Below are 17,913 nucleotides of genomic sequence, written 5' to 3'. Positions count from 1 at the left end.
TTCCCCACGATAGTGGATCGGACGTCCGTCCTCGCGATGGCGAACCCTGTATAGCGTCACCGCGACAATAGTATTTCGCGCGTGTGACGCTCGCTCTCATCAAACTGAAACCTTGCTGACACGGGTACGACATTGCCCTGTCATCGACCGGCGTCATTGTGGCTGGCCAGACAAGCCCGGTGCGGCACTGGACAAGGAAACTCACGGATTGGCTCAGGAATTGAACCGCCTCGGCGTGGCGAGCGCCTATGATCGCTGGGCGCCGATCTACGATCTGGTCTTTGGTCCGGTGTTCCGGCGCGGGCGGCGGGCCGCGATCGATGCCGCCGAAACGGTCGGCGGACGCATCCTCGAAGTCGGCGTCGGCACCGGCATCTCGCTGCCGCATTACCGCCACGACAGCCGGATCACCGGCATCGATATCGCCGACCAGATGCTCGACAAGGCGCGCGACCGGGTGCGCCGGCTGAAGCTCAACCATGTCGAGCGGATCGCGATCGGCGATGCCGAGGCGCTGGACTTCGCCGACGCATCGTTCGACGTGGTGGTCGCGCAATATGTCGTGTCGGCGGTGCCGCATCCCGACCGCGCCCTGAGCGAGTTCCTGCGCGTGGTACGGCCCGGCGGGATGATCGTGATCGCGACCCGGCTGGGCGCGGAAGCGGGGATGCGCGCCAAGATCGAGCGCGCGCTGATGCCGATCACCAGCCGGCTTGGCTGGCGGACCGATTTCCCTTGGGCGATCTATGGCGACTGGGCGGCGCGCAACCCGCAGGCGGAGTTGATCGAGCGCCGCCCGCTGCCCCCGCTCGGCCATTTCTCGCTGGTCTGCTTCCGTCGTGCGGTCGACGGGCAGGACAATCACCCGACACCGGCACACGCTGCGACCGCCTGAACCAAAACCCTTTTCATCAAAGGCTTATTCAATGCCCGGATTCAAGGAAGCGCTGAAGGAACAGCGGTGGGACGATCATCGCTATTACCATCACAGCATCATCAACCAGGCGCTGCACTTCGTCAGCGCGACGACGTTCCTGATCGCCTATGTCGTGGTGTGGATCGACCCGGCGGTCGCCAGCCTGCTCGGCTGGCTGGTGGCGATGACCGCGCGGCAATCGGGGCATTTCTTCTTCGAACCCAAGACCTACGACCATGTGAACCAGGCGACGCACGAACATAAGGAAGAGATCAAGGTCGGGTATAATCTGTTCCGCAAGGTCGTCTTCATGGGCCTATGGGCGGCGACGCCGATCCCGCTGCTGCTCGACCCGACCTTCTTCGGGGTGTTCGAACCGCATGTCGGCTTCGTCGGGTTCCTGCGGCATCTGGCGCTGCTGTGGCTGGCGTTCGCGGTCGGCGGGCTGGTGTTCCGGGTGGTGCAGCTGTTCGTGCAGCGCGATGTGATGACCGGGCTGGTATGGGCGACGAAGATCGTGACCGATCCGTTCAACGACTTCATCCTGTATCGGAAAGCGCCGGTGCAGTTGCTGAAGGGCGCGCGGATTGACACGGATTTGCAGGAAGCAGCGCGCCACTAAGCGCCGGGCGAGGCGTAGCGACGCTACGTCGAGCCTTAAGGCGCGCCCGGCCGGCGGCGCGAAAAGCGCCGTCCGACGGCACGGGCTTTGCCTGTGCCGGGCTGAAAACACTGCGTTTTCCAGAACAAGTTCACTAAGTTCACACTCGCGACCGGTTTGCCGACATGGCGGACCGGTCGCGTTTTGTGGTGGTGATGCGATCGACGTGGAGAAAGAGCGGGCGGCAGTGTGGCGAGCGCCCGGCTGGTAGGAAAGCGATATTGGACCGACCGAGAGCGATGCATTAAACTGCACCGATAGTAGGATTTTGTTGGAGGCCGAACATGGCGGTCGTGCGCAAGACCATTACCCTGACCGAACAGCAGAATGCTTGGATCGGTGCGCAGATTGCGGCAGGTCACTATACCAACGACAGCGAGGCGATACGCGACCTGATCCGCCGCGAGCAGGAGCGGGGCCAAGCGACCGAACGGCTGCGTGCGGCGCTGATCGAAGGCGAGGAGAGCGGAGCAGCCGAACCGTTCGACTTCGGCGCGTTCAAGGAGCGCAAAGTCGCACAGCATGGCTGAGTTCCGGCTGACGCCGGCAGCGCGAGACGATCTGGACGCAATATTCGACCATAGCGCGGCAGCATGGGGTTTGACGCAGGCTATGGCATATGCCGATCGGATCGAAGCCGTTCTGCGCGCAACCGCGGCCGCGCCGATGCAAGCTGCCAGTTGCAACGATATCCGGCCCGGGTATCGACGCCGGTCGGTCGGACAGCATGTGATCTTTTTCCGGCCGACCGACTATGGGATCGCGGTCGTCCGCATCCTGCATCGTCGCATGGATGTGGACCGACATTTCTAGCGTCGAGCTCGATCGGCTCCAGTCGCCCTCACCCTTCCGCCGGGGAGGGAGAAGGGCGCCGCCCGAGCCGCCGCGACAGCGTCTCTTTCAACACCCGCCGCCGCAGCATCTTGTTGGTCGTGCCGGGCGCGTTCCACCACCAACCGTCCGCGGCCATCGCCTGCGCCGCCTTCACGAACCTTGCCACGACCTCGGCGAAGGCCGCGTCGTCATAGTTCAGGCTGAAGATCAGGCGGCCGGTGCCGACCCAGCTTAGCGCGAGGCCCTCGGCTCGGGCATAATATTGCAGCATCCAGTTGTAGCGCGACGGCACGGTGTAGAGGATCGTCCAGACCGTCTGCATGCCCGCGGCACGGACCGGCAGGTCGGCGGCCGCCATCGCCGCGTTGAACTGTTCGAGGCGCGCGTCCCAGCGGGCGTCGACGTCGGCGTACATCGCCTGCACTTCCGCGCTGTCGAGCCGTTCGAGGAACACGTCCATCGCCCCCATCACATAGGGATGCGCGTTGAACGTGCCGCGCGCGAAGCAGATGTCGGCGGGCGCTTCGGGGCGGAAGCGCTTCATCAGGTCGGCGCGGCCGCAGACGACGCCGATCGGCAGGCCGCCGCCCAGCGTCTTGCCGTACGTCACCATATCGGGCTGCACCCCGAACGCCTCGGCCATGCCGCCCTTCGCCAGACGGAAGCCCATGAAGACTTCGTCGAAGATCAGGACGATGCCGGCCCGCGTGCACACGTCGCGCAGCTTGACCAGCCAGTCGCGATAGGCGGCGCGGTCGACATGCGCGCTACGGCTGCTGTCGACCAGCGTCCCGTCCGACGGCGCGCCCCGGTTCGGGTGCATCGCTTGGAGCGGATTGACCAGCACGCAGGCGATGTCCTTCCGCGTCGCCAACACATGGAGCGTGCGGTCGGACAGTTCGGACAGGGTCAGCGTATTGTCGGCCGGGGTCGGGTTGCCGATGCCCGGCTGCACATCGCCCCACCAGCCATGATAGGCGCCGGCGAAGCGCACCACGCGGCGGCGGCCGGTATGATAGCGGGCGAGGCGCACCGCCTGCATCACCGCTTCGGTCCCCGACATGTGGAACGACACTTCGTCCAGCCCGCTGATCGCGCGCAGCCGGGCGACATTGGCGGCGATGACCGGGTGATAGGTGCCGAGGACGGGGCCGAGATCGGCGACGCGCGCGGCCCCTTCGGCAATGCAGTCCTTGTAGAAATCATGGCCGAACAGGTTGACGCCGTAGGAGCCGGCAAGGTCGTAGAAGACATTGCCGTCGAGGTCGGTGGCGGTGACGCCCGACGACGATAGGTAGAAGGCACCGGTGGCGAGGCGTTCGCGGACCAGCCGGCTGAACTGGAACGGTACGCGATAGCGGCCGGTGAATTGCAGGTCGGACAGCCCTTCGCGCAATTCCTTCGTCGCGGCGACGGTCTTGGCGAAGCGGGTTTCGTACAGCGCCGACAGCCGGTCGAAGCCGGCGCGGCGCTGGGCCGCGACATCGGCGGGTGCGTCGTCGGCGGCGAAGAAGCGGGCGTCGTCATAATCGTAAAAGGCGATTTGCCGCGCGATTCGCTGGCCCCAGCGGACATGCCCGGTGAGCGAGCCGTGCTTGGCGCGGCTGAGCGCGAGGCGGGCGCGGCCCTTGGTAGCGACAAGACCGGCGGTGCCGGCGGCGAGGACGATGGCGAGTGGCGTCATGACTGACGCGAATATGACGCGATCGGGAAATATTGATGACGGCCATGGACGATATCCGCCCCGCGCGCCCAGCGCCCGCCGCCCCTGCCCTGTCCCGCTGGATCACGAAGCTGACCGACATCGAATCGGTCAATTATGCGCTGACCAACTGGCTGCCCCGGCGCAGCGCGACGCAGGCGATGGGGTGGCTGAGCAAGGTCGAGCAGCCGCTGGTGGCAAAGGCGTCGATCGCGCTGTGGCGCACCTTCTGCGACGTCGACCTGTCCGATGCGGCGGAGGCGACATGGCCGTCGCTGCACGCGGCGTTCATCCGGCGGCTGCGGCCGGGGGCACGCCGGTTCCGCGCGGAGGCGCAGCAACTATCGGCACCGTCGGACGGGATCATCGTCGCCAGCGGGCGGATCGCGAGCGACAGCATCGTACAGGCCAAGGGGCGGCGCTATTCGATCGCGGAGCTGACCGGGGGCGAGGGCGAGGCCTATATCGGCGGCAGTTTCGTGACGCTGCGGCTGACGGCCGGCATGTATCACCGCTTCCATGCGCCTCAGGATGCGGTGGTCGAGCGGGTGCGCTATTTCCCGGGCGACTGTTTCAACGTCAATCCGCCGGCATTGAAGCGGGTCGACCGGCTCTATTGCCGCAACGAACGCGCGACGGTGCGGCTGCGCCTGGACGACGGGACGCCGGTGCTGCTGGTGCCGGTGGCGGCGATACTGGTCGCGGCGATCCGGCTGACCTTCCTCGATACCGTCAGGCTGCTGCGCGAACGCGCCGACCCGGTCGCGACGCTGGCGACGCCGGTCGCGCAGGGGGAGGAGATGGGCTGGTTCGAACATGGATCGACGATCGTGATGCTGACGCCCGCGCCGTTCGTGCTGGCGGACGGGGTGCAGACCGGCGACCGGGTGCGTGCGGGGGATGTGTTGTTCGATCGGGTGGTGATCGAGGAGATCTGAATTGGCTTCCCCCTCCCCGGCCCAGGGAGGGGAGAAGAAGACATGGACCCGTTTGCCCCTCTCCGCCTAGAAGACGCGCGATCTTTACCGGGGAAACCACCATGGTCCGTTCGCTGTTCGCCGCCCTGCTCGCTTCCTCGATCGCGCTGCCCGCGTTGGCGCGGACCGCGCCGGTGCATCCGGCCCCTGCCCCCGGCCAGCGCGATCCGGGCGCGGCGGCGAAGGTGCGCTACGACGTGTCGTTCCCGCAGGTCGCGCATCACCGCGCGCGGATCACCGCGACCTGGACCGGAGTGCCCGCTGGTCCCTTGCGCGTGCAGATGTCGCGGTCGTCGCCGGGGCGCTATGCGATCCATGAATTCGCCAAGAACGTCTATGACGTCACCGCCACCGACGGCGCCGGCCGGCCGCTGAAGCTGACGCGCAGCGATCCCTATGGCTGGAGCGTCGCGGGGCATGACGGCACGGTCGTGGTCACCTACACGCTGTTCGCCGACCATGGCGACGGCACCTATGCGCAGATCGACACCAGCCATGCGCACCTCAACATGCCGGCGACCTTCCTGTGGGCGAGCGGTTACGATGCGCAGCCGATCCGCGTCCGTTTCCAGCGCCCCGACCCGAAATGGAAGGTCGCGACGCAGCTGCCCGAGAGCGATGCTACGGACACCTATTGGGCGCCGAACCTGCAATATTTCATGGACAGCCCGACCGAGCTGTCGGACCATATGGTCCGCGAATGGCAGGAGGGCGGCAAGACCTATCGCCTAGCGCTGCATCATGACGGCAGCGCCGCCGACATGGACCGCTATACCGAGAAGGCGAAGCGGGTGGTGCGCGAGCAGATCCGCATCTTCGGCGCGCCCGCGCCCTATGATTTCGGCCGCTATACCTTCATCGCCGATTACCGCCCGTCGATCACCGGCGACGGGATGGAACATCGCAACTCGACGATCATCACCGACAAGCGATCGCTGGCCGGGGCGAAGGACGATCAGCTCGGCACGCTGGCGCATGAATTCTTCCATAGCTGGAACGTCGAGCGCATCCGCCCGGCCGAACTGGAACCGTTCGACTTCTCCCGCGCCAATCCCACGCCGTCGCTGTGGCTGGCCGAGGGGTTCACCAGCTATTACGGGCCGTTGTCGATCCGCCGCGCGGGGCTGTCCAGCGTCGACGAATATCTGGGCGAGATGGGGCCCATGCTGAGCGGCATCGTCAACAATCCGGCGCGGATCGCGGCACGGATCAATGCGTCACCGCAGGAGATGAGCCTGCGCGCACCGTTCGTCGATGCCGCGCGCTCGATCGATCCGGTCGATCCCAACATCTTCGTGTCCTATTACCCCTATGGCGCGATCATCGGCATGGCGCTCGACCTCGAACTGCGGCAGCGTTTCGCGGGCAAGAGCCTCGACGATTTCATGCGGACCTTGTGGGCGCGGCATGGCCGGAACGAACAGGCCTATACCCCCGCCGATCTGCGCGCGGCGCTGGCGGCGACGACGGGGGACCAGGGCTTTGCCGATGCGTTCTTCGCACGCTCGATCGATGGCAGCGGCCTGCCCGATTTCGCGCCGCTGCTGGCACAGGCCGGGCTGGTGCTGCGGCCTGCCGCGCCGACGCGTGGCTGGATCGGGCGGACGGCGGCAAGCGACGAGGCGGAGGGAGTGACGCTGACCTTCCCGCCCGCGCAGAATTCGCCGCTGTTCGCCGCCGGGCTCGACCGGGGCGACGTGATCGTCGCGGTCGGCGGGCAGGCGATCGCCAATGGCGCGGCGTGGAATGCGGCGGTCGCGGCGCTGAAGCCGGGCGCGCCGGTCGAACTGCGCTATCGCCGGTTCGGCACCGAACATAGCGTGACGCTGACCCCGGCGGCCGATCCGACGCTGGAGGTGGTGCGCGGCGAGACGGTCGGCCAGGCGCCGACCGCGCGGCAGAAGGCGTTCCGCAAGGCCTGGCTGGGCGCGTAGCATGCGGCTGTGCGCCGATGTCGGCGGGTCGTTCGTCGACATCGCCGCATTCGACGATGCGGGCGCGATCGGCGGGCGAAGGAAGGTACCGACGCCGGTCGACGACTGGGCGGCGTTCGTCGCGCTGTTCGCCGATGCGCTGGCGGCCATGGCGTGCGACCGGGTGTCGATCGCGACCGCCGGGCTGGTCGATCCACATTCGGGCATCGTCACCAGCGCCAATATCCGCTGCATCGACGGCCGGGCGCTGGGCGAGGAACTGTCCGCCGCGCTGGAGGTGCCGGTGCGGGTGGTGAACGATGCCGATGCCTTCGTACTGGCGGAGGCGGCGCGCGGCGTCGCGGCCGGGCATGCGCGGGTGTTCGGCATCATCCTCGGCACCGGGGTCGGGGGCGGGCTGGTCGAGCATGGCCGGATCGTCAGCGGGGCCGGCGGGATCGGCGGCGAATGGGGCCATGGACAGGTCGTGCCGGAAAGCCGCATCGCACCGGGAACCAATCCGGTATTCGCCTGTGGCTGCGGGCTGAAGGGATGTCTCGACACGATCGGCAGCGCGCGCGGGCTGGAGCGGCTGCACCGGTTTCTGCACGGGGTCGATGCCGACAGTATCGCGATCACGCGCGGTGCGGAGGGTGGTGACGTGGCGTCCGGGGCGACGGTCGATTACTGGTGCGATCTGGTCGGCGGGCCGCTGGCGATGCTGCTCCATGCCGTGTCGGCGACGATCGTGCCGGTCGGGGGCGGGCTGGCCAATGCGACCGCGCTGATCGCGGCGCTCGACGCGCGGGTGCGGGCGAACTTGCTGATCCCGACGACGGCGGCGGTGGTGGTGCCGGGGCGGCTGGGTGCGGATGCCGGGCTGATCGGGGCGTTCGTCGCGGGGGGATAGGCTGGCGTACCCGTACCCCCGCCTGCGCGGGGATACGGTCCTGGTTTCGATCCTTACCGGCGATAGCCCGGGCGGTTGTTGCGGTCGCGCTTGTCGACGCGGACCTTGTACGCCAGCGCGTCGAAGCGGCGGTCGAGATCGCGGCGTTCCTGCATCGACAGGCCGTTCGACCGGCGATAGCGCTGTTCGAGCTGCGCGATCTGACGGAATTCGACGCGCAGATTGGTCGCTTCGCGGCGGCTGAGCGCGCCGCTGCGAATGCCCTGGTCGATGCGGCGCTCGATCTGCGCCTGACGCTGGTTGACCGACTGCCATGGCTGGGCGGCGGCGGGCAGCGCGGTCATGGCGACGCCGAGGCCGGCGAGCATCAGTGCGAACTTCTTCATGAACTTTCTCCTGTTCGAACCCCTTGGGCTGAACAGACAATGGGGACGGCGTGTCGCAAGGGTTTGTCGCCAACCCGCGAAAATTGTGTCGGAATGTCGCGACGGCGGTGGGTTCGTTCAGCTTGTCAGACGGCCAGTCGCTTCGCGCGCAGGATCGGGGTCAGCACCGCCCCCATCGCGGCATAGCCGGCGGCGGTCGGGTGGACGCCATCATCGGCGAAACCCGGCTTCATCGCCCCGCCGGGCGTCGCCAGCGCCGGCGTATAGTCGACAAAAATCGCGCCCGTCTGTGCGGCATAGGTTTTGATCCAGGCATTGAGCGCACGGATCGGCCCGACGGTGGCGAGACCGGGACGCCATGGAAAGCCGTCCGCCGGGGGCACGCTGGCGAGGAGCACGCCGATCTTCGCAGCCTGCGCGAGCATCACCATCATCGCCAGATTGTCGTGCGTCTGCTGCGGCGTCATCGGCCCGGTATTGCCGGCGATGTCGTTGGTGCCGGCCATGATGTGGACGAATTTCGGGCGGTGGGCGATGACGTCGGCCATCATCCGCAGCACCATTTGCGGCGTCGTCTGCCCGCTGATCCCGCGCCCGACCCGGCCGGCGCGGAAGAATTCGGGGCGCTTGCCGACCCAGCCTTCGGTGATCGAATCGCCGATGAATACGATGTCGGTCGGCTTGCCCGATGCAGCGAGCGCGGCATTGTCGGCGGCGTAGCGGCCGAGCCACGGCCAGTCGGTCGCGAGTTGCCGCTGGCGCTTGACCTCATAGCTTTCCTCCTGCGCGCAGGCGGTGGCGGGAAGCAGGGCCGCACCGGCGGCGAGGCCAAGGAAATGACGGCGATCGGGGGTCATAGCGATCCTTGCAAGCGGCAGATTTCGGGGCGGATGTCGCCGTCGCGAGGCGTGGCCCCGCGGGCGTCGAACAGGATGTTGGCGGGCTTGCCCTTGGTCGTGCGCGGCCATGCCGGGCGGCCATCGCCATTGGGGTCGCCGGTGGTGGCGAAGGCGACCCAATAATCCTGCATCGACACCGGTCCGACGCGGCGATCGGCAAAGATATAGCCGATCTCGGCGGCATGGGCGGTGCGGCCCGGCCCGCCATCGCCCGCCATGTCGAATTCATAGCGCCAGACCGGCCAGTTGCGGCCGGCGAGCAGATTGGCGAGCGACCCCGCCGGACAGCGGAAGGTGGCGTCGGTGGCGATCTGCTGGTCGCGGCTGCCCATGCGCGGATGGGCGACGGGATCGGGGTCGTCGAGCCGGTAGAAGGTGCGCGCGCCTTCCGCGTTGGTGCCGAACGACAGGTCGACAAAGCCGTCGCGCGCCGGGCGGCCGCCGGGCAGGTCGAGTTCGAGCATATTGCTGCCGATCAGGACCGGGCGCTTCGGCGCGGTGACGAACAGCCGGTCGGGCGTGTCGGGCAGCACCGCGCCGTCGATCGTCGTGCGCAGGTACAGATAGTCGTCGGCGGTCAGCTTCGCGTCGTGCAGCTTCAGGTCGGCCGCCAGCAGCGCGGCGGGCGACGCGCTGCGCAGCGCCGCTGTGCCCCGGGTGCCGAGCAGCACGTCGAGCTGGTCGCCGATGCGGAACGCTTCCTTCAGCGAGCGCCATGGCAGGCCGAAGCCGGGGGTGCCCGACTCCATCGCCGCCCTGGCGAACAGGCCGCGCGCCAGTGGCGAGGCGAGCAGCAGCGACACGTCCTGCGACCCGGCGCTTTCCCCGGCGATGGTGACGTTGTCGGGGTCGCCGCCGAACTTGGCGATATTGTCGCGGACCCAGCGCAGCGCCGCGATCTGGTCCATCAACCCGTAATTGCCGCCGGTCCCGTTCGCCTCTGCCGCCAGCGCACGGTGGGGCAGGAAGCCGAAGATGCCGAGCCGATACTGGATGGCGACGACCACGACGTCGCGCTTGCCGATCGCCGACAGCGCCATGTCGCCCGCCGAACCCGCGCGGTTGCTGCCGCCATGGATCCACACGATCACCGGACGCTTGCCGGTCAGTGCCGGGGTGCCGACATCGAGCGTCAGGCAATCCTCGGCGGCATAGACATGGTCGGTATGGTTCCAGCCATAGTCGTTCTGGAGACAGGCGGGCGCCTGCGCCGTGGTGGCGCGGATGCCGAGCCATTCGACCACCGGCTGCGGTTCGCGCCAGCGATTGGCGCCCAGCGGCGGCGCGGCGAAGGGGATGCCGCGGAACAGGATGCGGTCGGGCTCGGCCTTGCCCTCGACGATCCCGCCCGAGACCGAGACACGCGGGGGAACGGGCGCGGCGGCGGGCGTGGCTTCCTGCGCGATGGCGGGGGTTGCCGTGGCGAGAAAGAGTGATGCCCAGATTGCCTTCATCGCCGATGCCCCTGTGTGTCGTCGCTGGCGCGCGGTTAGCAAATCCTCCCCGGCACGGGGAGGGGGACCAGCGAAGCTGGTGGAGGGGGTTGTCCGCATACGGAACCGTTGCGTTGCGGGGCGAACCCCCTCCACCATCGCCTGCGGCGACGGTCCCCCTCCCCGCCAAGCGGGGAGGAGCTTACTTGCAGCTTACGGTTACGTCGGCGGTCGTACCCAGCGCCACGCGCGCGACGCTGACCGTCAGCCCGCCGTCGGTCGAAAGCACGAAGGGCGTATCGACCTTGGCCATGTTCACATTGCCGCCGAAACATTTGAGCGGCACGCCCAGCGTCTTCCACTGGCCGACCGGCAGCTGCTGCAACTGATTAAGCGCGACCTGTCCGCCGCCGGGGCCGCTGCGTAGCGACAGGGTGACCGGCCGGGTCGCGGCGGCGTCGACGCGCATCGTCGATACCAGCATCACGTCGCCATTGGTCTGGCGCGTCAGGTCGACCGGCGACTGCGTGCTCAGCACGATCTGCGCCGGGCCGCTGCCGTCGATCGCGAAGCGGCGCGCGCCTTCCTGTACGCCATGGTCGGTCGCGGTGACCTTGACGCGGCCTGCCCCCGATTGCGCGGGGACAGTGGTGATGCGGGTGTTGCCGCCGGTGCCGGCGCCGCCGACTTCCAGCGACCATGCCGTCGCGGGCAGGCCCTTGTCCATGAACACGTCGCCGGCATCGGCCTCGGCGACCTTCGCGTCTTCGGACAGCGTCGGCACCGTCGCCTTGCTGGTGGCGGTCAGGCCATAGCCGATCGGAAATTGCGTCGGCCCGGTCGCATCCGCCGTCGCCGGCCATGGGAAGGACAAGGTACCGGTAAAGTCGCGCTTCGGCTTGCCGCCCTGCCCGGCGAGCAGCACATCGGCGACGCCCGCGCCCTCCGATCCGGGCAGCCAGCCGACGACGAAGGCATCGGCGGCGTTGATCGCGGCGTTCACGAACAGCGGCCGTCCGGTCAGCATCAGCGCGACGACCGGAATCCCCTGCGCCTTCAGCTTCTTCATCGTTTCGATGGGGCCACGCAGTTCGGGGCGGAGCTGCAGCGTCTTTATGTCGCCCTGGAACTCGGCATAGGGGGTTTCGCCGAACACCACGATCGCGGCATCGGGCTTCTGCCCGGTAAAGCTACCATCGGCCGACAGCGTCGCCGATCCGCCCGCCGCCTTGGCCGCCGCATCGATTCCCTGCCAGATCGAGGTCGCGCCGGGGAAATATTTCGGGTCGATGCCGGTCCCCTGCCATGTCAGCGTCCAGCCGCCCGACTGGCGCGCGACGTCGTTGGCGCCATCGCCCGCAACCAGCACCCGCGCGCCGGCCCTGATCGGCAGGACCGAACCATTGTTCTTCAGTAGCACCAGCGACTTGGCCACCGCCTCGCGCGCGATGGCGCGATGTTCGGGACTGCCGAGCAGGTCGAACTTGCCCGACAGCGGCCGCGACGACGGCTTGCCCGCCTCGAACAGCCCGGCGCGCAGCTTCACGCGCAGGATGTTCGATACCGCGTCGTCGAGACGCGCCATCGGCACTTCGCCCGACTTGACCTGGCGGACGAGATTTTCCCAGATCGGCTTCCAGCTATCGGGCGCCATATACATGTCCAGCCCGGCATTGATCGCGCGCGGGCACGAGGCATTGGTGCAGCCCGCAACCTGCCCGTGCGCGTTCCAGTCGCTGACGATGAAGCCGCCGAAACCCATGCGCTGCTTGAGCACATCGGTCAGCAGCCCCTTGTGCCCGGTCACCTTCTCGCCGTTCCAGCTCGAAAAGCTGGCCATGACCGTCTGCACCCCGGCATTGATCGCCGAGACATAGGGCGTGCCGTGAATGTCGCGCAGCGTGGTTTCGGGGATTTTCGCGTCGCCCTGATCCTGCCCGCCGAACGTCCCGCCATCGGCAAGGAAATGCTTGGTCGAGGCGAGGACGTACGGCCCCTTCAACTGATTGGTCGACCCCGGCGCGCCCTGCAGCCCCTCGATGAACTGGGTGACATAGCTGGCGACCAGCTTCGGATCTGACGAATAGCCTTCATAGGCGCGGCCCCAGCGCAGGTCCTGCGGCACGGTGATCGTCGGCGCGAAGGTCCATTCGATGCCGGTCGCGCGGATTTCGGCCGCCGTCGCCTGCGCGATCTTCCGCATCAGCGCGGGGTCGTGCATCGCGCCCAAACCGACATTGTGCGGGAACAGCGTCGCGCCGACGATATTGCTGTGGCCATGGACCGCATCGGTGCCCCAGATGACGGGAATGCCGACGCCGCCGTCGCTCTTGTCGACCGAGGCCGCATAGAAACGGTCGGCGAGCTTCAGCCATTCGGAGGCGGGCGCGAATTCGTCGTTGTTCGGCGCGGAATTGCCGCCGTTCAGCACCGATCCGAGGTGATAGCGCTTCACGTCGTCGGGCGTCAGGCTGGCGATATCGCCCTGCACGACCTGTCCGACCTTTTCCTCGACGGTCATCTTCCGCAGCAGGTCGGCGATGCGCTTCTCGATCGCCGGATCGACCTTGTACGGCCAGTTGGCACGCGGCCAGAGTTCGGGATGGACGGTCGCGGCGGGCGCGGGTGCCGGTACGGTCTGCGCCGTCGCGGGCGGAGCAAGCCCGATACCGGCCAGCATCGTGCACAGCAGAAATTGCGGTACCGGTTTCATCGCATCACCCTCCCTTTGCCCATGATCGCATCACGAGCGCCTGTTCGGCCCCCGTTCGCCAATTCCGACAACGTTGTCAATGTCCCGCCCGGCGTTTCGGCAACCCGCTTTCCGATTGAACTGACCTGTCCACTGGTCCACGCTTCGGCAAAAGAACGAACGGCGCCGCCGTGACTGGGAGATACCGCGTGTCCTGCCCCCTGCCCGCCCGGGACCTCCGGACGTGACCGATGGTGCGTCGATCCGCCTGTCGGGGACCAATCTCGAACGGGCCGCCGATCATAACCAGCGGATCACGCTGCACGCCATCCGGGTGTCGGGGTCGCTGACCCGCATCGATCTGGCCAATATCACCGGACTGACCCCGCCGGCGATCGCCAACATCACCCGCCGGCTGCTGAGCGAAGGGTTGATCCTCGAGGCCGGACAGCGGCGCGGCGGGCGCGGGCAGCCACCGACCAAGCTGGTCGTCAATCCCGCCGCCTGCTACGCGATCGGTATCAATATCGACCGCGATCATGTGACGATCGTGCTGGTCGACTTCACCGGGCAGACGCTGGCGCGCGCCAGCCGCGACGTCGATTTCGCGCTGCCGGGCGACGTCGCCGACTTTTATCGATCGGCGGTCGAGGGGCTGGTCGCCGAAGCCGGCATCGATGCCGGACGCATCGTCGGCATCGGCGTGGCGCGGCCCGACGATCTCGGCACCGTCGACCTGCCCGGCCGCCCCGCCAGCTATGCCGAATGGGAAAGCGTCGACCTGGCCGCGCTGTTCGCCGCGCCGATCGACCGGCCGGTCTTTGTCGAGAACGATGCGGCGGCAGCGGCGATGGGCGAGTTGCAACTGGGGCATGGCCAGCAACAGGCCAGTTTCTTCTACGTCCTGATCTCCTCGGCGCTGGGTGGCGGGCTGGTGATCGACGGCAGCTATTTCCGGGGGGCAAGCGGGCGATCGGGCGAGCTAGGCTTCCTGCTGGGCAGCGACGGCAAGGGCGGGCAGACCCAGATCCAGCACACCGTATCGCTGTCGGGCCTGTCGCATCCGCTGCGACGCGCGGGCTTCACGCTCGGCGACATCCGGGGCGAACGCGATCCGGCCGAGTTGCTGACGATCGTCGATGCATGGATCGACGCCTCGGTCGAGCGGCTGATCGAACCGATGATCGCGATCAACTGCCTCATCAATCCGGCGGCGATCTTCGTCGGCGGGCGGCTGCCGGGGCGGCATGTCGAGACGCTGGCCGCGCGGCTCAACGAACGGTTGCGGGTGAAGGCGACCAACGTTCCCACCCTCGCGCCGGTGCGCCGCGCGATGCTGGCCGAGGATGCCCCGGCGGTGGGTGCGGCGATCCTGCCGTTCAGCCACTTCCTGCTGCCGAGCGCGACCGCTTTGTGGAAGGCAGCGGACGCCGGTTAAGGTTTCGCGAAGTCGAGCAGGTGGCGCAGCGAACGATAGGCCACCGAGGATTTGGGTTCGAACACCGCATCGAGATGCGCCAGACGCTCGCGCGCCTGTGCGGCGAAATCCATCTTCACGTCGGCGGCGGGCGTCCCGTCGGTCGCGATCAGTTCGCGGCGGAAGCGGTGCAGCGTATGGATGTCGATCGCGCCTTCCGCGAACAGGTGAAAGCCGTAATCGGCCATTTCGCGTGGGCTCATGTCCCGGATATCGGGCGGCGACACGGTGGACGCCGGCTGGGCGGCGCTCCCCTTGAACTGCGCCGCGAATGCCAGTTCGAACCGTCCGCCCGCCCCCGCCGCCGCACCCTTCGCATTCGCCTGCATCGCCGACTCCATTTCCAGCCGACAGCTTTGGCATGGCGGTCCTTGCCGTTCGGTTAGCGGCGGGGCAGAAATTATACGAAATCTGCCGCACTGCCGGACGGCATGTCCCGGGACGATCGATTTTATTAAACAAACCGATTTTCCTAATTGCGCTTGACCGACAAGGCTGCGACGTTGCCGACTTTCACCGGTGACAGGATTTTCGCGAATGAACATGACGATCGATCCTTTGGCGGCGCGCAATCAAGGCGACCTGCCGCTGGCCGGGATCGAACTGGGCGGGACCAAGTGCGTCTGCACGCTGGCGCATGGCTCGGGCCGGATATTGGCACAGGAAACGGTGCCGACCGAGCATCCCGACGTCACCCTGCCCGCCATTGCCGCCGTGCTGCAGCGCTGGTGGGACGCGACCGGGTTCGCGGCGCTCGGCATTGCCAGCTTCGGCCCGGTCGATCTCGACCCTGCTTCGCCGACCTGGGGGCATATCCTCGCCACGACCAAGCCCGACTGGCCGATGACCGACGTCGCCGGCCGGCTGTCGGCACTGTTCGACATACCCCATGCCTTCGATACCGACGTCAATGGCGCGGCCTTCGCCGAAACGCTGTGGGGCTGTGCGCAGGGGCTGGACGATTTCGCCTATGTGACGATCGGCACCGGGGTCGGCGTGGGGCTGTTGGTCAACGGCCAGCCGACGCGCGGGATCGGCCATGCCGAGATCGGCCATTTGCGCACCCCGCGCCTGCCGGGCGATACGCTGCCGAGCGGTTGCCCGTTCCATGACGATTGCGTCGAGGGGCTGGCATCGGGCACGGGGATCAAGGCCGCGCTGGGCGACGTCCATGTATCGACGCTGTCGCCCGACCATCCGGTCTGGGACCGCGTCGCGGCGTCGATCGTCGCCATGTGCCACGCGATGGTGTGCGCCACCGGGCCGAAGCGGATCGCGATCGGCGGCGGGGTGATGAACAAGCAGCCGCATCTGCTGGCGCGGATCGAACCGGCACTGCGGGAAAGCATCAACGGCTATCTGCCGCTGCCGGCACGCGACTATGTCGTCGCCCCGGCGCTCGGCGATCAGGCGGGGCCGCTCGGCTCGATCGCACTGGCGCAGAATGCGTTGCGGGCGCGCGTCGCGGCGTGAAGCGGGGGCGGGCAGCGACGCCCGCCCCGTCCGGTCAGTGCAGGCTCTTCGCCGAAGCGACGTTGCGCGTCGCGGTCCGTCCGGCGGCGATGGCGAAGCCGCACAGCGCCGCATAGCAGAGCGCCGGCACGAGGAACGCCGGCCCATGGCCGACCGCGCCCGAGACCAGCCCCACGACCGGCGGGATCACCGCCCCGCCGAAGATCGCGGTGCACAACAGGCCGGAGGTCGCCGCCTCGCTGGCGGTCGAGCGTTCGAGCGTCAGGGTGAAGATGACGGGGAACATGATCGAGTTGAACAGCCCCATCGATAGCGCGACGAACCCGGCGGTGACCCCGCCCACGCCCGCGACATAGAGGCACATGCCGACCGCGATCGCGGTGAACAGCGCCATCAGCTTCCACGCCTTCACCTTCGACAGCAGCACCGATCCGATCGCGCGACCGACCATCGCTCCGCCCCAATAAAAGGCGACGGCCTTGCCCGCTTCCTGCAACGACACGCCGGGCACGCCGTCGCTGCCCATCGCGAAGCCGAGCAGCGGCACGCCGAACGGCGCGTCCGACCCGCCCCAGACGCTGTCGGCATTGAGGAACAGCGCCATCTGCGTCCCGATCGCGACTTCGGCACCGACATAGAGGAAGATCGCGCTCGCCCCGAGCAGCGCCCAGCGCGACGAGAAGGCATCGGCGAGCAGCGCGCCCGGCCCCGGCACCTTGGCGGGCGCGGCGGGCACCGCTGCCGACACGACCCGGCGGCTGAGGAAGAAGAAGATCGCCAGCGCCGCGATCAGCCCGGCGATCCAGAAATAGGCGCGATCGATCCCGGCCAGCGCCCCGGCGCGCACCGCGTCCGTCAACACCGTGCCGTCCTTCACCTCGACCCCTTCGAGGAACAGGCTGGCGCCGAGCAGCGGCCCCAGAAAGGTACCGAACGAGTTGAATGTCTGGCTGAGCGTCAGCCGGAAATGGCTGAGCTTCGGATCGCCGAGCGCGGCGGCCAGCGGGTTCGCCGCGACCTGCAACACGGTGATGCCCGCGGCGAGGACGAACAGGCCGAGCAGTACCAGCGGAAACACCGCGAGGTTCGCCGCGACCAGCATCGTCAGGCAGCCGATGATCATCGTCACCAGCGCGAACAGGATCGACGGCACCGCGCGCAACCGGCCGAGCAGGATCGCGGCGGGCATCGAGATCAGGCCATAGGCGAGGAAGAAGGCCGAAGCGGCCAACTGCGCCTCGAAATCGGTCAGGGTGAAGATGCCCTTCACCGCCGCGACCAGCGGGTCGATCAGCGAGGTGATGAATCCCCAGGCGAAGAACAGGGTCGTCACGGCGGCGAATGCCAGCCCGGTGGTGGCGGAACCCGCCTGTTTGTCAGCCAATGCGGCGCTCCCCTTAGTCGGACTAATTCGACTATTTGCTTATGATATTGGTGCGCTCGCCGAGGGCGGGGGGAATGTCAAGGCGGGGGCGGTTGCGATGTGCCAGTCCCGGACCAGTCGCCCTCGTTATCCCGGACTTGAGCAAGGCTTCTTGGAAAGCACTGCTACTGCCCCCTGCCGTACCCCCGCGCAGGCGGGGGTCCAGGGTCCAAAGCGCAGGCCGTAGTCCTGCTTGGCTCTGGACCCCCGCCTGCGC

16 protein-coding genes are annotated in these 17,913 nt (G+C 67.7%); 9 read left to right on the top strand and 7 right to left on the bottom strand.

What is annotated here, in order from left to right; genetic code table 11:
* The first annotated feature begins 208 nt into the window (after positions 1 to 208).
* The 4 genes from ACZ1JS_RS16445 (at position 209) to ACZ1JS_RS16430 (ending at position 2,390) form a co-directional block, all read left to right on the top strand.
* Positions 209 to 895 (top strand): class I SAM-dependent methyltransferase, encoded by a 687-nt coding sequence (locus tag ACZ1JS_RS16445; protein ID WP_345877013.1) that lies wholly within the window; start codon positions 209 to 211, stop codon positions 893 to 895.
* 31 nt (positions 896 to 926) lie between these two features.
* The gene (locus tag ACZ1JS_RS16440; RefSeq protein WP_345877014.1) at positions 927 to 1,538 is read left to right on the top strand and encodes a hypothetical protein; all 612 of its coding nucleotides are present in this window, start codon (positions 927 to 929) and stop codon (positions 1,536 to 1,538) included.
* Positions 1,539 to 1,861: 323 nt separating this feature from the next.
* Entirely contained in the window at positions 1,862 to 2,107 is a 246-nt protein-coding gene (locus ACZ1JS_RS16435; RefSeq protein WP_465166983.1) for a type II toxin-antitoxin system ParD family antitoxin, read from the top strand.
* Positions 2,100 to 2,390, top strand: a complete 291-nt coding sequence (locus ACZ1JS_RS16430) for a type II toxin-antitoxin system RelE/ParE family toxin (RefSeq protein ID WP_465166982.1) — start codon at positions 2,100 to 2,102, stop codon at positions 2,388 to 2,390. The genes ACZ1JS_RS16435 and ACZ1JS_RS16430 overlap by 8 nt, the downstream gene beginning before the upstream one ends.
* Positions 2,391 to 2,418: 28 nt before the next feature.
* Here the strand turns inward: ACZ1JS_RS16430 and ACZ1JS_RS16425 are convergent, their stop codons facing one another.
* On the bottom strand, positions 2,419 to 4,095 hold the full coding sequence (locus ACZ1JS_RS16425; protein ID WP_465166981.1) for an aminotransferase class III-fold pyridoxal phosphate-dependent enzyme: 1,677 nt from the start codon (positions 4,093 to 4,095) through the stop codon (positions 2,419 to 2,421).
* A 35-nt stretch (positions 4,096 to 4,130) separates the two neighbouring features.
* On the opposite strand from ACZ1JS_RS16425, the gene asd reads away from it, so the two are divergent.
* The 3 genes from asd (at position 4,131) to ACZ1JS_RS16410 (ending at position 7,913) form a co-directional block, all read left to right on the top strand.
* On the top strand, positions 4,131 to 5,051 hold the full coding sequence (asd, locus tag ACZ1JS_RS16420) for an archaetidylserine decarboxylase (protein WP_465166980.1): 921 nt from the start codon (positions 4,131 to 4,133) through the stop codon (positions 5,049 to 5,051).
* Positions 5,052 to 5,152: 101 nt separating this feature from the next.
* A complete protein-coding gene (locus ACZ1JS_RS16415) occupies positions 5,153 to 7,024 on the top strand; it encodes a M61 family metallopeptidase (RefSeq protein WP_465166979.1) in 1,872 nt (623 codons plus the stop codon).
* A 1-nt stretch (position 7,025) separates the two neighbouring features.
* Positions 7,026 to 7,913: an ROK family protein gene (locus ACZ1JS_RS16410; RefSeq protein WP_465166978.1), complete on the top strand. Its 888-nt coding sequence runs from the start codon at positions 7,026 to 7,028 to the stop codon at positions 7,911 to 7,913.
* Between the two features lie 53 nt (positions 7,914 to 7,966).
* Here ACZ1JS_RS16410 and ACZ1JS_RS16405 read toward each other — a convergent pair whose 3' ends face one another.
* The 4 genes from ACZ1JS_RS16405 to ACZ1JS_RS16390 form a co-directional block, all read right to left on the bottom strand.
* A complete protein-coding gene (locus tag ACZ1JS_RS16405; protein ID WP_242119099.1) occupies positions 7,967 to 8,299 on the bottom strand; it encodes a hypothetical protein in 333 nt (110 codons plus the stop codon).
* 125 nt (positions 8,300 to 8,424) lie between these two features.
* Entirely contained in the window at positions 8,425 to 9,156 is a 732-nt protein-coding gene (locus ACZ1JS_RS16400; RefSeq protein WP_465166977.1) for a GDSL-type esterase/lipase family protein, read from the bottom strand.
* A complete protein-coding gene (locus tag ACZ1JS_RS16395) occupies positions 9,153 to 10,652 on the bottom strand; it encodes a carboxylesterase/lipase family protein (RefSeq protein WP_465166976.1) in 1,500 nt (499 codons plus the stop codon). The genes ACZ1JS_RS16400 and ACZ1JS_RS16395 overlap by 4 nt, the downstream gene beginning before the upstream one ends.
* Before the next feature lie 181 nt (positions 10,653 to 10,833).
* Positions 10,834 to 13,344 carry a glycoside hydrolase family 3 protein gene (locus tag ACZ1JS_RS16390; protein ID WP_465166975.1) on the bottom strand — a complete coding sequence of 837 codons (2,511 nt, stop codon included), beginning with the start codon at positions 13,342 to 13,344 and terminating at the stop codon, positions 10,834 to 10,836.
* A gap of 223 nt (positions 13,345 to 13,567) precedes the next feature.
* On the opposite strand from ACZ1JS_RS16390, the gene ACZ1JS_RS16385 reads away from it, so the two are divergent.
* Positions 13,568 to 14,761 (top strand): ROK family transcriptional regulator, encoded by a 1,194-nt coding sequence (locus ACZ1JS_RS16385; RefSeq protein ID WP_465166974.1) that lies wholly within the window; start codon positions 13,568 to 13,570, stop codon positions 14,759 to 14,761.
* Here ACZ1JS_RS16385 and ACZ1JS_RS16380 read toward each other — a convergent pair.
* On the bottom strand, positions 14,758 to 15,129 hold the full coding sequence (locus ACZ1JS_RS16380; RefSeq protein ID WP_465166973.1) for a hypothetical protein: 372 nt from the start codon (positions 15,127 to 15,129) through the stop codon (positions 14,758 to 14,760). The genes ACZ1JS_RS16385 and ACZ1JS_RS16380 overlap by 4 nt on opposite strands.
* 208 nt (positions 15,130 to 15,337) lie before the next feature.
* Here ACZ1JS_RS16380 and ACZ1JS_RS16375 point away from each other — a divergent pair, with 208 nt between their 5' ends.
* Entirely contained in the window at positions 15,338 to 16,273 is a 936-nt protein-coding gene (locus tag ACZ1JS_RS16375) for an ROK family protein (RefSeq protein ID WP_465166972.1), read from the top strand.
* Between the two features lie 34 nt (positions 16,274 to 16,307).
* On the opposite strand, the gene ACZ1JS_RS16370 is transcribed toward ACZ1JS_RS16375, so the two are convergent.
* Complete coding sequence (locus tag ACZ1JS_RS16370; RefSeq protein WP_465166971.1) at positions 16,308 to 17,657, bottom strand: MFS transporter; 1,350 nt, start codon at positions 17,655 to 17,657, stop codon at positions 16,308 to 16,310.
* Positions 17,658 to 17,913: the final 256 nt, after the last annotated feature.

This window comes from Sphingomonas sp. BL-S-05, assembly GCF_055521695.1.
Note: the sequence above shows the minus strand (reverse complement) of the source record. Positions and strands in the feature narration are given on the sequence as shown.